This is a genomic window from Streptomyces sp. WM6378 (assembly GCF_001279695.1).
Classification (GTDB): Bacteria; Actinomycetota; Actinomycetes; order Streptomycetales; family Streptomycetaceae; genus Streptomyces.
The window spans coordinates 11,792-27,102 of record NZ_LGDD01000358.1; the positions used below are offsets into that span (position 1 = coordinate 11,792).

The 15,311-nt window shown below is 70.7% G+C and carries 13 protein-coding genes; 5 read left to right on the forward strand and 8 right to left on the reverse strand.

The features are described 5' to 3' along the window. Nucleotides 1–2: 2 nt before the first annotated feature. The 3 genes from ADK54_RS42045 to ADK54_RS42055 all read right to left on the reverse strand — a co-directional run bounded on the left by ADK54_RS42045 (nucleotide 3) and on the right by ADK54_RS42055 (nucleotide 3,589). Nucleotides 3–1,730 (reverse strand): GAF domain-containing protein, encoded by a 1,728-nt coding sequence (locus ADK54_RS42045; protein ID WP_053731143.1) that lies wholly within the window; start codon nucleotides 1,728–1,730, stop codon nucleotides 3–5. Between the two features lie 96 nt (nucleotides 1,731–1,826). Continuing rightward, entirely contained in the window at nucleotides 1,827–2,687 is an 861-nt protein-coding gene (locus ADK54_RS42050; protein WP_053731144.1) for a universal stress protein, read from the reverse strand. Next, nucleotides 2,684–3,589 carry a universal stress protein gene (locus ADK54_RS42055; protein ID WP_053731145.1) on the reverse strand — a complete coding sequence of 302 codons (906 nt, stop codon included), beginning with the start codon at nucleotides 3,587–3,589 and terminating at the stop codon, nucleotides 2,684–2,686. Before ADK54_RS42055 ends, ADK54_RS42050 begins: the two co-directional genes overlap by 4 nt. 357 nt (nucleotides 3,590–3,946) lie before the next feature. Here ADK54_RS42055 and ADK54_RS42060 point away from each other — a divergent pair, with 357 nt between their 5' ends. Next, nucleotides 3,947–4,945 (forward strand): Acg family FMN-binding oxidoreductase, encoded by a 999-nt coding sequence (locus ADK54_RS42060; RefSeq protein WP_199827158.1) that lies wholly within the window; start codon nucleotides 3,947–3,949, stop codon nucleotides 4,943–4,945. A gap of 65 nt (nucleotides 4,946–5,010) precedes the next feature. Here the strand turns inward: ADK54_RS42060 and ADK54_RS42065 are convergent, their stop codons facing one another. Together ADK54_RS42065 and ADK54_RS42070 are read right to left on the reverse strand one after the other, a co-directional pair. Further along, a complete protein-coding gene (locus ADK54_RS42065) occupies nucleotides 5,011–5,691 on the reverse strand; it encodes a helix-turn-helix domain-containing protein (protein ID WP_107090766.1) in 681 nt (226 codons plus the stop codon). Between the two features lie 19 nt (nucleotides 5,692–5,710). Then, the gene (locus tag ADK54_RS42070) at nucleotides 5,711–6,784 is read right to left on the reverse strand and encodes a zinc-dependent alcohol dehydrogenase family protein (protein ID WP_053731147.1); all 1,074 of its coding nucleotides are present in this window, start codon (nucleotides 6,782–6,784) and stop codon (nucleotides 5,711–5,713) included. Between the two features lie 177 nt (nucleotides 6,785–6,961). Between ADK54_RS42070 and ADK54_RS42075 the strand changes: the two genes are divergently transcribed. Continuing rightward, nucleotides 6,962–8,392, forward strand: a complete 1,431-nt coding sequence (locus ADK54_RS42075) for an MBL fold metallo-hydrolase RNA specificity domain-containing protein (RefSeq protein ID WP_053731148.1) — start codon at nucleotides 6,962–6,964, stop codon at nucleotides 8,390–8,392. A gap of 115 nt (nucleotides 8,393–8,507) precedes the next feature. Then, nucleotides 8,508–9,152, forward strand: a complete 645-nt coding sequence (locus ADK54_RS42080) for a CBS domain-containing protein (protein WP_053731149.1) — start codon at nucleotides 8,508–8,510, stop codon at nucleotides 9,150–9,152. Nucleotides 9,153–9,215: 63 nt separating this feature from the next. On the opposite strand, the gene ADK54_RS42085 is transcribed toward ADK54_RS42080, so the two are convergent. The 3 genes from ADK54_RS42085 to ADK54_RS42095 all read right to left on the reverse strand — a co-directional run bounded on the left by ADK54_RS42085 (nucleotide 9,216) and on the right by ADK54_RS42095 (nucleotide 13,379). Further along, on the reverse strand, nucleotides 9,216–10,064 hold the full coding sequence (locus ADK54_RS42085) for a universal stress protein (protein ID WP_053731150.1): 849 nt from the start codon (nucleotides 10,062–10,064) through the stop codon (nucleotides 9,216–9,218). A 25-nt stretch (nucleotides 10,065–10,089) separates the two neighbouring features. Further along, nucleotides 10,090–12,432: a phosphoketolase gene (locus tag ADK54_RS42090; protein WP_053731151.1), complete on the reverse strand. Its 2,343-nt coding sequence runs from the start codon at nucleotides 12,430–12,432 to the stop codon at nucleotides 10,090–10,092. Between the two features lie 77 nt (nucleotides 12,433–12,509). Next, the gene (locus tag ADK54_RS42095; RefSeq protein WP_053731152.1) at nucleotides 12,510–13,379 is read right to left on the reverse strand and encodes a universal stress protein; all 870 of its coding nucleotides are present in this window, start codon (nucleotides 13,377–13,379) and stop codon (nucleotides 12,510–12,512) included. Between the two features lie 178 nt (nucleotides 13,380–13,557). Here ADK54_RS42095 and ADK54_RS42100 point away from each other — a divergent pair, with 178 nt between their 5' ends. Beyond that, on the forward strand, nucleotides 13,558–14,055 hold the full coding sequence (locus ADK54_RS42100; protein ID WP_053731153.1) for a hydrogenase maturation protease: 498 nt from the start codon (nucleotides 13,558–13,560) through the stop codon (nucleotides 14,053–14,055). A 10-nt stretch (nucleotides 14,056–14,065) separates the two neighbouring features. After that, a partial coding sequence (hypF, locus tag ADK54_RS42105; RefSeq protein ID WP_063802182.1) for a carbamoyltransferase HypF occupies nucleotides 14,066–15,311 on the forward strand: 1,246 nt, incomplete at its 3' end.

The window sequence follows — 15,311 nt, forward strand, 5'->3', positions numbered from 1 at the left end:
GATCACTCCGGACGCACCGGTACGCGCCACTCCAGCCGGGTGCCGCCTCCTTCCGAGTACGGCGAGAGGGACAGCTCACCGCCCAGCCCCGCAGCGCGTTCAGCGAGGTTGCGCAGCCCGCCACGGCGGCTCGCCTCCGGGATGCCGACCCCGTTGTCGCCGACGACGACCGTCAGCACGCCCTCTGCGAGGACGATCGACACCTCTGCCCGGGTCGCCCGGGCATGCCGCGCCACATTGGTGAGCGCCTCGCCGATCACCGCGACGGCATCGTCCGCGACCGTCCGGGGAACATCCGTGTCGATCAGCCCTTCGGTGCGCAAGGCAGGGGCGAATCCGAGTACGGCGGCTGCTGCTGCGACGGCCCGCGCAGCGCGGAGGCGGAGCTTGGTCTCCTCTCCCGGCGCATCGTGCTCGCGGAGCCCGAAGATGGTCGAACGGATGATCTTGATGGTGGCGTCCAAGTCGTCGATGGCCCGTGCCAGCCGTTCCGACGCCAGCGGGTGCTCCACGAACCTCTGCGCGCTCTGCAGGGTCATCCCGGTCGCGAACAGCCGCTGGATGGCCAGGTCGTGCAGATCGCGGGCGATCCGGTCATGGTCCTCAAGGAGGCTGATCTGCTCGGCGTCCCGCCGCCGGTCGGCCAGCTCCAGGGCCAGAGCGGCCTGTCCGGCGAAGCCGGCCAGCGGCTCGACCTCCGCCGCTGCAAATGGCGGCCGTCCGGTGCGCCTCACCAGCATCAGCACACCGCTCAGCTTCTCCTTGGTACCCAAAGTGACCGCCACAGCCGGACCGAAACCCTTCCAGCGCTCGCGCTGAACGGTGACACGCTCATCGGTGGCCAGGTCTGCCACCGTGATCAGCCCCTTCTCGGTGAGGGCAGCCGCAGCGGGGAGCGTGCCCTCAGTGCTGGGCAGCACGATGCCCTGATGCGCCTCGGCGCCTTCTCCCAGTGCGAGCGACCCGCGAAGTTCACCGTGCGGACCCACTCGATAGAAGACGCACATCTCGGCCGCGGTGATGTCCCTGGCCCGCTCCAGCATGCCTTCGAGGACGGTGCTCTCGGACGAGCCGGACAGCAGTGCGCTCGTAACGTCGGCACTCACCTCCTGCCAGCGCTCCCTGAGCCGCACCTCCTCGAAGAGACGGGCGTTCTCGATGGCAATACCTGCGGCGACGGCCAAGGTCGACAGCACCGCCTCGTCCTCCGCCTCGAAGCCCACGCCACCCCGCTTCTCGGTCAGGTACAGATTTCCGAACACCTCGTTGCGGACCCTGATGGGTACCCCGAGGAAGGAGTGCATCGGCGGGTGGTGTTCGGGAAATCCGGCCGAGGCGGGATGCTCCGACAGCTCCGCGAGGCGGAGCGGCTCAGGGTGCCCGATCAGTTCGCCCAGCAGCCCGTGCCCGGACGGCAAGTCACCGATCCGTACTCGCTGCTCGTCACTGATCCCCACCGGCAGGAACTCGGCGAGCTTCTTGTCGCCGCCGATGACGCCCAAGGCTCCGTATTCGGCGTCCACCAGGACGACGGCGGCCTCGGTGATTCCGCGCAGCACCTGCGGCAGGTCGAGCTCTTGGCCCACCGACATAACGGCTTCGAGCAGGCCGTTCAGCCTGTCCCGGGCACCCCTCACGTCGTCGACGCGTGCCTGGAGCTCATCCAGGAGCTCATCGAGCTTCAAGTGGGGAACTCTGCTCCGTGCGGCATTTGGCCGCTCCGCGGCCATGGATACCTCCGGCAGCGTCGGGGGGCGGGCGGCACTGCGTGCTCATATTCACCGTAGGCCTCTGCTTCTGCCGGTTCATCCCGAGCGCGGGCACGCTCATGCCACTGGGACAGTGATCACCGGGCAGTGGGCTCGGTGCAGCAGCCCGTGCACGACCGACCCGAGGCGCATGCCGCTGTAGCCGCCCCTGCCTCTGCGCCCGACGAGCAGGGCCAGTGCGTGCTCCGCAGCCTCGGCGAGCGTCTCGACCGGGTGCCCGACGGGGGCTTCGTGGGTGAGCTCGACGTCCGGGTACTGCTCCGACCAGCCGGCGACAGCCTCCGACAGCATGCGGCGCTGGGCACTCGAAGCCAGGGCGTCGTCCTGGAAGGAGAAGGCGGGCGGCTGCCACACCGAGATGGCTCGCAGAGCGCAGCCGCGCAGGCTCGCCTCCCGGAAGGCAAGGGCCACCGCAGCCTTCGAGGGCTCGCTGCCGTCGACGCCGACGACCAGATAGGCCGGCTGCTGCGTGACGTGCTCGGCGTCGCCGACCACCACGACCGGGCAGTGCGCCTGCGCCGTGACAGGCAGCACTACGGAGCCGACGTCGAAGAACTCCTGCACACGGTTGAGGTGACGGGAGCCGAGGATCACCATGCGGGCGTGGCGGGACAGCCTGCACAGCAAGGGGGCCGGAGCACCATCAAGCAGATCCGTCGCAAGTTCCACATCAGGGTGACGCGCCTCGGCCCAGGCGGCGGCTTCCTTGAGGGAATCCGATCCCGTCTGGCGGAGCGCGATGTAACGGGGCTCGTCGTCGACGTGCTGGGTGTCGTGCCGGGGCGGCACGGCGAGGACGAGCCGGAGCCGGACCTTGCGGCGGTGGGCTTCGTCCACCGCCCAGGCGAGGGCCAGACGGCCCGTGCCGGCGGGGTCGATGCCGACGACTATGTCACGGCCCTCAGCGATGTCCATCATGATCCACCCCCGTGCTCCTTTTCGCTCCTGGGGATGAGTTCCACCGGGCAGTGAGCGTGGTGGAGGAGGCTGTGTGTGACTCGTCCGAGCGTCGGCCCGATGTAGCCGGGCGACCGCCTGCCTCCCATGACCAGCAGCTGCGCATGGTGCGAGGCTTCGACCAGGACGGCCGCCACGGAGACGCTCTTCTCCGCATCGACGTCCACGGTCAGCTCCGGGAATTCGGCACGGATCAGGTCTGCCACCGCGGCAACGCTTCCCATGCGGCCCCCGGCGAGCTCGTCCACGTCGTCGAGCAGGGGCGCGACGTGTCCGACGGACTGCAGGAGGTTCCACACGTGCAGGAGCCGCAGCGACGCCTTGCACAGCGCGGCCTCGCGCGCCGCATGGCGGGCGCAGACGAGGTCGTGCTCGTCACGGACTGCGACCAGCACTGTGCCGATCCCGTCCGGGTCCGCGGTGCCCCGCACCACGATCACGGGTGTCCGAGCACTCGCCGCGACCTTCAATCCGACCGACCCGAGCAACAGTGAGTTGAACCCACCGAGGCCGCGGTTGCCGACCACGAGGATGCCCTCATTCGCCGCCGCGCCATGCAGGCTGACGGCAGGTCCGCCGCGACTGAGTTCCGTGGTGACGGGCAGTCCGGGATGGCGCTCCGACACTGCTGCGGCGGTGTGCTCAAGCAGCTCGCGGCCCTCAGCGCAGATGCTCAGAACGTTGTTCTCCGAGAGGTCCGCGGCCCGGCCGTCGGTGTCCGTCGCGTGGACGAGGTGCAGGGAACTCCCACGCCGTACGGCCTCTGCCGCCGCCCACAGCGCCGCTGCACGGGCCTGCTCGGAGCCGTCGACGCCTACGACGACGGAACCGGGTTCCGATCCACCGGTGATGCTGCCTTCCATGGTTCCTCCTCACCGAGTGCCAGCGGGGGTCAGCTCTCACGCTGGCACCGTCAGCCGCCGGAGTGAGAGGGCCGCAGGGGTCGGGCCGGGGGCCAAAGGTCCCTGTTCGGTCCTCGGAGACCGGCTGCTCCCGCCGGATCTGGCCCGGTCGGTCTTGGCGGAGGACCATTCGGCCCTCGATGGGCGGGCGGTTCCCGGCGGATGGTGAATGGTGAGGGGCGCGCCGAGCGAGATGCGCCCGTCGGGGCTCGTCGGCGGAAGGCCCGACGTCGCCCGGTCCGAAGTCGAACGGGGCCAATGGTCGCCGGAGTGTGGTGGACCTCCTCTGCCACGGCCGACCGCTACGCACAGAACAGGATGCATCCCGTGCTCTCACCACAGTTGGACGCGGCGTCCGTGACCGCTCTGGTCGAGGACGCCGTCACGGCACCCTCCATGCACAATGCCCAGCCCTGGGCATTCCGGTACCGGCCCGGCACGTACACGATCGAACTGCACGGTGACCCCGAGCGGGCCATGCCCCACAGCGACCCGGACGGCCGGGCGCTGCATCTGGGCTGCGCGGCCGCGCTCTTCAGCCTGCGGGTCAGCGCGGCAAAGGCGGGCTGGGAGCCCGTCACCGGGCTGCTCCCCTCCTCCGAGGATCCCTGGCATCTGGCCAACGTCGCACTCCGGGAACCCACCCGGCCCGACGACGACTTGGCGGCCCTGCATCCCGCTCTGCGGCAGCGTCACACGAGCCGCTTCCCCTTCACCGACGAGAAGATCCCCACCCCCGTCCTCGACGGACTCCAGGCGGCCGCCCTGCTCGAAGGCGCCAAGCTGCTCCTACCCGACGCCTGGCACACCGAGGTCGTGCTCGGCCTGGTCCACGACTCCGAGCACTACGAGGCCGAGGACCCTGCGGTCCGGGAGGAGACGGCCAGTTGGACGGACCCGGGCGGCGAGAACGATGGCCCGCGTAGGGAAGGAATCCCGGCATACGCGTTCGGCCCGCGCCAGTACGGTTCAAGTGCGCCGGTCAGGGACTTCGGCAGTTGGCGGCCCCACCTCGGCCGTGAGTCGGCCCGGTTCGAACGGCACCCCCGGATAGCGATTCTGGGCACCTCACAGGACACACCAATGGACTGGCTCAGGGCCGGGCAGGCGATGCAGCGCGTGCTCCTCCAGGCCACTCTTGACGGCCTCGTCACGTCCATGACCTCGCAGCCCCTCGAATGGCCCGAACTCCGCTGGGCCGTACGCGACCCGACCTCCGCGATGGGCCACGTCCACATCATCATCCGCCTCGGCTACGGCCCCCAGGGACCGGCCACTCCTCGTCGGCCGGTGCGCGAGGTGCTGGAGATCAAGTGAGGGAACGTCCTGCGGGAACACCCACGCCTACGCCTCACGAGACGGCCCGGCGCGCGCCTCGTACGTCAACCGTGCTCGATGCGGCGTCCAGTGATCTTCTGCGGCGTGACCGTCATCCAATGGGAGCGGTGGCCTCCCGCCCACGGGAGCGAGCGGGCCAGGTCGTCCAGCCTCCGGACGGCGGCGTCCTCCGTGACGCTCTCGGCCCGCCCGACGGCCAGTACGCTCCAGCCCTGCCGCATGGCATCGTCGATGTGGTCGACCTCGAAGGCCACTTCGGTTCCCGCGGCGGCGGCGAGCGCTCCGTGCTCCGAGGTGCGGAACGCTATCCCGCTTCCGGTCACCACGTAGTTCACCGGCACGACGGCCGGCCCCCGGGCGTTGTACGTCGCCACCCTGCCCACGCCGTGCGTCGAGAGCAGCCGACGACACTCCGGCTCGTCCAGTGACACCAGCTCGGCGTCCCTGGCGGCGGCAGCCCTGCCCGGCGGAAGGTCGACCGTCGTGCCGGACAACTCGGCCACGCTGGTGTGCAGTGCGCCGGCGATGCGCAGCAAGACGCCCCGGCCGGGCGCCGCAGCGCGTTCTTCCAGATAGGCGATGTACGAGGGCGCCGCCCCGCAGCGATCGGCCACCTCTTCGCGGCTGAGCCCGAGCGCCTCGCGGCGCGCTGCCATCCGCCGCCCGAGGTCACTGCGGCCTGCCGGTGCCCCGGCGGAGGACGGTTCGGACCTGTTGACAGCCATGATGCTCATCTCCCTCGGTTCACGGCTCGGCCGGTGCGGTGACGGCCGTGTGCTGGGGACCGCCGAGCGCCACCTTCAGGGCACCCGTGTCGCCCGCGCGCGCGAACACTTCGTAGGCCTCTTCCATCTGGCCCAGCTCGAAACGATGGGTGATCAGCGAGGACGAGGGCAGTCGTCCGGCCGCCATCATGCGTAGCAGCAGCGGTGTGGAGTGCGTGTCCACGAGTCCCGTGGTGATGGTGACGTCCTTGATCCACAGGTCTTCGAGGTGCAGGGTCGCGGGCTTGCCGTGCACTCCGATGTTCGCGACCCGGCCGCCGGGACGGACCATGCGCGTACACATTTCGAAGGCTTCCGGCACGCCCACGGCCTCCATGACCACATCGGCGCCGAGACCTTCGGTGAGGTCCTCGACCAGCCTTTCCGGTTCCTCTGCGGCATTCACGGCCGCGTCCGCGCCCAGCGAGCGGGCGGCGGCCAGCCTCGACTCCGCGAGGTCCACCGCGATGATGCAACTCGGCGAGTACAGCCGGGCGGTCGTGATCGCGGCGAGGCCGATCGGGCCGGCTCCGACCACGACGACGGTGTCTCCGGGCCGGACCCTGCCGTTCAGCACGCCCACCTCGTAGGAGGTAGGGAAGATGTCTGCGAGGAGGACCGCGTCGTAGCTGTCCACGGCACTGGGCAGCGGGTACACGGAGAGATCCGCGAACGGCACTCGAACGTATTCGGCTTGGGTGCCGTCGATGGTGTGGCCGAGCACCCAGCCGCCGCCTCCGCGGCACTGCCCGTACCGGGCCTCGCGGCAGAACCGGCAGCGGCCGCACGCGGAGATGCAGGAGATCAGCACACGGTCGCCGGGCCGCACCGTCCTGACGTCCCCGCCGGTCTCCACCACGGTACCGACGGCCTCGTGGCCCAGTATCCGCCCGGGAACCACCTCGGGTACGTCCCCCTTGACGATGTGCAGGTCGGTACCGCAGATGGTCACCGCGTCGACGCGGACGATCGCATCCGCGGCGTCCTTGATGCCGGGGTCTGGAACGTCCTGCCATGCGGTCTGTCCGGGTCCCTGGAAAACGAGTGCCTTCATGACATCAGCCTTCTTCCTGGCTGTTCCGGTGTGCGTCAGCCTCAGGCTGTCGCGGTGACCGGCTGGCATGCATGGGCCGGACGGTCCCCTATGCGGGCCTGACGGGCCCATCCGCCGCCGGCCTCGGGAGTGCGATGGTGAAACCTGGCGCCCTCACCGACCGAAGGAGGGCCGGACATGTCCGACACCCCGAGCCCCGGCCCGCGCCCCGTGACGCCCAGGCCGGCCCTGCTGAGGTTCCTGGGCGGGGTGCGCACAGTGACCGGCAGCAAGTTCCTCGTCGAGAGCGACCACGCCCGCGTCCTCGTCGACTGCGGCCTCTTCCAGGGCCTCGCGGACCTCCGGCGCCGGAACTGGCAAACGCTGCCCTGCGACGCCTCCGACATCCACGCGGTGGTCGTCACCCATGCCCACCTCGACCACTGCGGCTATCTGCCGCGGCTGGTCCGAAACGGCTTCCGGGGACCGATCCTGACCAGCGCGAACACCGCCCGGCTCACCGAGATCGTGCTGCGGGACAGCGCACACCTTCAGATGGAGGCGGCCCGGCACGCCAATGAGAACCACTGGTCCAAGCATCGCCCGGCGAAGCCCCTCTACGACGACGCCGATGTCGACAAAACGCTCACGTTCTTCGATCCCGTGCCGATGGGCGCCGACATCGAGATCATGGCGGGCACCCGGCTGCGGCTCCACCACGGCGGGCACATCCTCGGCTCGGCCTGGGCCCACCTCACCCTCGAAGACGGCCACACCTTGGCCGTCAGCGGCGATCTCGGGCGCCCCGGCCACCCCTTGCTGCTGCCGCCCGAACCGTTCTCCGGCGCGGATGTACTGCTGATGGAGTCGACGTACGGCGACCGCCGGCACGAGCCGGAGAGCGGGCGGGCCGCGTTCGCTGCCATCGTCAAAAAGACACTGGCGCGCGGCGGCACCGTGGTCATTCCCGCTTTCGCGATCGACCGCACGGAAGTCGTCCTCCACGAGCTGGCGGGCCTGCGCAGCGACGGGGTCCTGCCGAGGTCCGTGCCCGTGTACGTCGACAGCCCCATGGCGCTGGCCGCGCTCGACGTCTACCGCGACGCCATCGCGGCCCGCTCCCCCGAACTACGGCTCGAGGTCCTGGCGCACGGGGCAGGCGCGCTGAGTCCGGAGCCGTTCCTGGCCGCCCGCACGGTCCAGGAGTCCATCGACATCAACAGCACGCAGGGGCCGACCGTCATCGTGTCCTCCGCGGGCATGGCCACCGGAGGACGCGTCCTGCACCACCTTCAGCGTCTGCTGCCCGATCCCCGCAACGCCGTCGTCATCGTCGGCTTCGCGGCCGCCGGCACGCGCGCCCGTGACCTGGTGGACGGCGCCCGCACGCTCAAGATGTTCGGCGAGTACGTGCCCGTACGCGCCGAGGTGGCGGACGTGCCCCACTTCTCAGCGCATGCGGATGCCGCGCAGATCCTCGACTGGCTGCGTGACGCGCCGGCGCCGCACACGACCTATCTGGTCCACGGCGAGGAAAGCTCGGCCGACGCGCTCAGGGACCGGATCGACCGCGAACTGGGCTGGACGGCTGTCGTGCCTCGCTCCGGCGAGGCCGTGCTGATCCGCTGACCGTCGCCGCTCCGGCCTCGTGAAGTGTGCCCCCTCGGCCCCTGGCGGACGGCGTGGTCGGGGCCATGCTGAGAACAAGCGGAGACCGCTCGTCGCGCCCAGTGAGGACAGCGTCATGACCAACAGCCAGTACACCGTCGCCGACGTGATGACCACAACCGTCGTCACGGTCACACCCGACGCCGGATTCAAGGAGATCGTCGCCGCCATGGAGCGGTGGAAGGTCACAGCCGTGCCTGTCATCGAGGGCGAGGGCAAGGTCGTGGGGGTGATCTCGCAGGCCGACCTGCTGTTCAAAGAGGAGTTCCACCAGCACCGCACCGGCATGATCGAGCAGATGCGACGGCTCAGCGACACCGCGAAGGCCGGCTCGACGCACGCCAGGGACCTGATGACATCCCCGGCCGTCACCATCCATGCCGACGCCACGCTCCCGCAGGCCGCTCGCCTCATGGCCGAACGAAGCGTCAAGCGGCTGCCCGTCGTGAACGACGGTGGCGTGCTCAAAGGAATCGTCAGCAGGGCCGACCTGCTCAAGATCTTCCTGCGCTCGGACGACGACCTCGCCTCTGCGATTCGGCGCGAGGTCGTCGACCGCCTGTTTCCCGTCTCGCGCCACGGCGTGCGGGTCGACGTCGAAAGCGGCGTCGTCACGCTCTCGGGGGCCGTCCGGGATGCCGGCCTCATCCCGGTCGCCGAGCGCCTCGCCCACACCGTCGAAGGCGTGGTCGCCGTGAACTGCGCCCTCACGGGTCCGTAGCTCGTATCGGGGCAGCCACCGTCGTGGACGCGGCGGCCCCGCCTCAGGCAGTCGGTACGCAGCCTAGATGTGCGGCACCACGCCCACGGGGCACAGGCTGTGGTGGATCACCGAGTGGGCAACCGGCCCCAGGCGGTCGCCACTTGGGATGCTGCGGCCGACGATCAGCAGGCTCGCCTTGGTGGAGGCCATCAGCAGGTGGTGTGCGGCTCGACCGTGGACCGTCCGCTCCGTCACGTCCGTGTCGGGGAACTTGTGCCGCCACGGGATCAGCGTGGCGGCCAGGGCGTGCGTCTTCTCCTCTTCGGGGTCGACCGCCGATCCGGACGGGGCCAGGGGCACCGCCCAGGTGTGCAGGACGTGCAGGGGTGCCCGGCGTGCCGTCGCGGCGTCGAAGGCGTACTCGATGAGCTCGTCGCACGGGTGCTCCAGGTCGATGCCGAGGACGACCGGGCGGTACGGTCCGGCTGATGAGTCCCAGTGTTCGTCCTCGGCCCGCTCCCCTGCCCTCACGAGGACGACCGGGCGAGTGGCCCGGGCGGTGACCGCCAAGGCGACCGAGCCGACCAGGAATCCGGCGAAGCCGGTGAAGCCGCGGGATCCCAGGGCGAGGGTCTCGGAGGATTCGGCCGCGGTCAGGAGGGCGGCGACCGGTGGACCGGGCACCTGTCGGCGGACGATCTCCAGTGTGGGGTGGGCGAAGGCCAGCACCCTGGCGGCCCGCTCCAGAGCGTGTCCCACCCGGGCAGCCGGAGCGTCCAGCTCGGGCAGCCCGGTGCCAACCGCTGGCTCGTCGCCGGCGTGGAGCAGGTGGAGGGGCAGCCCGCGGCGGAGGGCTTCGCGGGCGGCCCAGTCGGCCGCGTCCAGGCTTTCGACGGAGCCGTCGACGCCTGCGGTGATGATGCGCTGCATGACGCACCTCCTTGGTGCGAGGGGGTTAGCCGGTCCAGGTCCAGTCGGCGATCTCGGGCAGGTCGGTGCCGTGTTCGCGGATCCAGGCGTGGTGGCGGGTGCGGGTGTCGGCCATGGTCTGGCGGACGGCGGCCGCGCGGGCGGCGAGGCCGGGGACGCGGTCGATGACGTCCATGACCAGGCGGTACCGGTCGAGGTCGTTGCGTACGACCATGTCGAAGGGCGTGGTCGTGGTGCCGGATTCCTTGTAGCCGCGTACGTGCAGGTGCGCGTGGCCGGCCCGGCGGTAGGCGAGGCGGTGGATCAGCCAGGGGTAGCCGTGGTAGGCGAAGATCACCGGCTTGTCGCGGGTGAACAGTGCGTCGTACTCCAAGTCGCCCATCCCGTGCGGATGTTCTTCCCGGGGCAGCAGTTTCGCCAGGTCGACGACGTTGACCACGCGGACCGCGAGGTCGGGCAGATGGCGGCGGAGCAATGCAGCTGCGGCGAGCACTTCCAGGGTCGGCACGTCGCCGGCACAGGCGAGGACCACGTCGGGCTCCCGGGTGCCGTCCTCCGTGCCGGCCCATTCCCAGATCCCGGCGCCGCGCGCGCAGTGGGCACGGGCCTGGTCCAGGGAGAGCCAGTCGAAGCAGGGCTGCTTTCCGGCGACGATCACGTTGACGTAGTCACGGGAGCACAGGACATGGTCGGCCACCGAGAGCAGCGTGTTGGCGTCCGGCGGCAGGTACACGCGTACGACGTCCGGGCTCTTGTTGAGTACGTGGTCGACGAAGCCGGGGTCCTGGTGCGAGAACCCGTTGTGGTCCTGGCGCCAGACGTGCGAGGTCAACAGGTAGTTCAGGGACGGTATGGGGGCGCGCCAGGGCAGGTGCCGCGAGGTCTTCAGCCACTTGATGTGCTGGTTGACCATGGAGTCGACGATGTGGACGAACGCCTCGTAGCAGGAGAACAGTCCGTGGCGGCCCGTGAGATTGTAGCCCTCCAGCCAGCCCTGGCAGACGTGCTCGGACAGGATCTCCATCACCCGGCCGTCCGAGCTGAGGTTCTCGTCGGTGTCCAGGGTCTCGGCCTGCCACGCCTTGCCGGTGACCTCGAACAGCGCGCCCAGGCGATTGGATTCGGTCTCGTCCGGGCCGACCACCCGGAAGTCCCGGCGCCCGGCGGTGTCCGCCATGACCTGGGCGAGCAGGCCGCCCAGGACCCGGGTCGGCTCGTGCTGTGTCGCGCCCGGCTTGTCGACGGGCACGGCGAAGTGCTCAAGGGGCGGAACGGGCAGGGCGCGTGTGAGCAGGCCGCCGTTGGCGTGCGGGTTCGCGCCGAGGCGCAGATCGCCGTCCGGTACGCAGGCCAGGACCTGTGCGGTGGGGCGGCCCTCGCCGTCGAACAGTTCCTCCGGCCGGTACGAACGCAGCCATGCTTCCAACTGGCGTAGATGGTCGGGGTTTTCGCGCACGTTCGCCAGCGGTACCTGGTGCGAGCGCCACGTCCCCTCGACCGGAACGCCGTCGACCTCCGCCGGCCCGGTCCAGCCCTTGGGGGTGCGCAGCACGATCATCGGCCAGCGCGGGCGGCCGCTCCTCTGCCTGCCCTCGGCTATCCGCTCCAGGGCGTGGTCCATCGCACGCGCCATGGCCAGGTGGACCTTGCCGGGGTCGGAGCCGGTCACGTGCAGGGGCTCGTAGCCGTATCCCGTGAGCAGGGAGTCGAGTTCGTCCTCGGGGATGCGGGACAGGACCGTCGGGTTGGCGATCTTGTAGCCGTTGAGGTGGAGGATCGGCAGGACCGCACCGTCGTGGACGGGGTCGAGGAACTTGTTGGCGTGCCAGGAGGCGGCGAGCGGTCCGGTCTCCGCCTCGCCGTCGCCGATCACGCAGGCAACCAGCAGGCCGGGGTTGTCGAAGGCGGCACCGTACGCGTGGGCGAGCGAGTAGCCGAGTTCGCCGCCCTCGTGGATGGAGCCCGGCGTCTCGGGAGCCACATGGCTGGGCACGCCACCGGGGAAGGAGAACTGGCGGAAGAGCCGTGCCATGCCCGCCGCGTCCCGGCTCACATCCGGGTACGTCTGTGCATAGGAGCCGTCCAGCCAGGAGTTGGCCAGCACGGCCGGTCCACCGTGACCCGGCCCCCAGATGCACACGGCGTCCAGTCCACGGTCCTTGATCACCCTGTTGAGGTGGGTGTGAACCAGGTTGAGACCGGGCGAGGTTCCCCAGTGACCGAGCAGGCGCGGCTTGATGTGCTCGGGCCTGAGCGGCTCCGTCAGGAGTGGGTTGCTCATCAGGTAGATCTGCCCGGCGGCGAGGTAGTTGGCCGCCCGCCAGTGGGCGTCCAGTGCGGCCAGGTTCACCGGTCGGTCTTTCGTCATGATCTGTCCTCTGCCTCGACGGTGTGTCGGATCGGTAGGTCCGGGTGCCGCGCTCCGGCGGTGCGCGCACGGGCCGCTTACGTGTGCGGCACCACGGCCACCGGGCAGGCCGCTTGGTGGAGTACGGCGTGGTTGACCGGGCCGAGCTGCATTCCAAGGTGGCTCTTGCGACGGTGGGCCCCGACCACGAGCAGGTCGGACGCGAGCGCCGCGTCCAGGAGTGCCTTGCGCGCGTGGCCTTCGACCACCTGCGGCCGCACTTCCACCACACCCTCCACCCGGGCGGCCGGCCGCAGGGCTTCGGCCAGCGCGCCCTCCGCCAGCGCACGGTGCCGCTCGACGTCGGAGCGGTGATCCGGATGGTCGGCGACCTCCCGGGCCGGGCAGCGCCAGGCATGCACAGCATCCAGTACGGCGCCATGCGACTCCGCTTCTCGCAGTGCGAACTCCACTGCGCGACGGGCCTGTTCGGGCTCGTCGATGCCGACTGCGATCCGGCCGAAGGCACGGCGCAGGTGGCGTTCGTCGCCGCGAACGACGATCACCGGAGACTGTGCGCGGGCGGCGACCGCGAGGCTGACCGAGCCCAGCGGCAGTCCGGCGATGCCGCCCGCTCCCAACCCGCCCACGACGACCACGAAGGCCTCGCGGCTCATCCTGGTCAGTACGGCGGCGGGGTCCTCGATGACCAGTTCCCCGTACGCCTTCACCGCCGCGGCACGGCGACCGGCACGCTCCACGGCCGACCCGACGAGGTTCTCCCCGTACACCCGAAGGGCACTCCGGTCGGTGGTGAACGCCGGGCCGTAGCCCTCGTACCATCCCCAGGCCTGTGAGTGGACGACACACAGGGGCAGGCCGTGCAGGGCTGCCTCGTCCGTCGCCCAGTCAAGGGCCCGCAGGCTCGGATCCGAGCCGTCCACACCGACGATCACCGGCTTGTCCACAGTGCCACCCCTTCCAGCCCATCCGGGTTCGCCCACGTCCGGGGCGTGTCATAGGGGACGCTTCCACTGCCGGGGGCTGACGGGGAGGGGCGAACCGGCCCCAGAGGGGGACGTTCGGCCCCTGCCGGTCGACGCGCGGGCTCCGCAAGGTGGGAGCAGATCGACGGAAGGGGAAGCGATGACCATCCCTACGCGCATCGCCGTCATCGGAGTCGGCAACGACTTCCGACGTGACGACGGAGTGGGCTGGGCGGTGATCGAACTGCTGCGGCAACGGGCCGCGGGCCGCCCCTTTCCCGCAGGCACCGTCCTGGCCACGTGCGACGGCGACCCCGCACGGCTCATAGGACTCTGGGAAGGCGCCGACCTCGCGGTCGTCGTGGACGCCGCGCACGCTCATCCGGCCCGCCCCGGCCTGGTGCACCGGCTCGAACTCGACGCCGGACGGCTGCAGCGCCCCACGACGAGTTCCCACGGCCTCGGCCTCGGCGAGGCCGTCGAACTCGCCCGCGTGCTGGGCCGGTTGCCCGGGCGGCTGATCGTGTACGCGGTGGAGGGCGCCGACAGCTCCCTCGGCGCCGGGCTCTCGGAACCGGTCGGAGCCGTGGTCGAACCGCTGGCCAAGGACGTCGAGGCCGAGGTCACCCGGCACCGCGACGCCGCAGCCCGAAGTTGAGGTGAGAGCCATGCCGGAACGGTCAGCGCTTCGGTTCACCGTCCTCGGCACCGTCCAGGGCGTCGGTTTCCGCCCATACGTGCACCGGCTCGCCACCGGACTCGGCCTGGACGGATGGGTGGCCAACACCGGTGGGCACGTCGAGGGAGCCGTGGCCGGGCGCTCGGACGCCGTAGCGCGGTTCGGCCGACGGCTCGGCGCCGATGCACCGGTGCTCGCCCGCGTGCGGCAGGTGCTGCTCTCCGCGGCCTCCACGCACCCGCCCGCCCCGGGCTCAGGATTCGCCGTCCGCCCCAGTTCCCCCGGCCTGAACGGCACGGCAGCCCGCGAGATCCCGCCCGACGCCGCGACCTGCGCCGACTGCCTCCAAGAACTGTTCAACCCCGGCAACCGCCGCTACCGCTATCCATTCATCAACTGCACCAACTGCGGCCCCCGCGCCACGGTGATCGAAGACCTCCCCTACGACCGGGCCCACACCACGATGCGCGACTTCCGGCTCTGCCCGGCCTGCGCCGACGAATACCGCGACCCAGCCGACCGGCGCTTCCACGCCGAGCCGCTCGCCTGCCCCTCCTGCGGGCCGCAGCTCTCCTGGAACGGGCTGGAGGCAGAGGCGGCGCTGGGGGCGGCGGTGACGGTGATCCGCAGGGGCGGCATCGTCGCCGTCAAGGGCCTCGGCGGCTACCAACTCGTGTGCGACGCCACCGACCAGGCCTGCGTGACCGAGCTGCGCCGCCGTAAACGCCGCCCCTCCAAGCCGTTCGCCGTGATGGCCCAGGACGTCGCGGCAGCACGGCAGTTGGCCTCGGTGTGGAAGACGGAGCGGCGGCTGCTCGACTCTCCCGTCCGTCCCGTGGTGCTGCTCCATGCCCGCGTTCCCTCCCCCATCGCCCCCGCCGTGCACCCGGGCACCCACCGGGTCGGGCTGTTCCTCCCCACCACGGGCCTGCACCACCTCCTGCTCCACGACCTGGCGCGTCCCCTCGTCGTCACCAGTGGGAACATCGCCGACGAGCCGATCGCGACGGACGACGCGGAGGCCCGGCTCCAACTGGACGGCATCGCGGACGGCTTCCTGATCCACGACAGGCCGATCCGCGCACGCTACGACGACTCGGTGGTACAGGCTGTGGGCAGGACCGTGATCACCGTGCGCCGGGCACGCGGCCTCGCTCCCGCCCCGATGCCGCTGCCCCGGCCCGCCACGATTCCGCTCGTCGCGGTCGGCGCCCAGCTCAAGCACACCTTCGCGC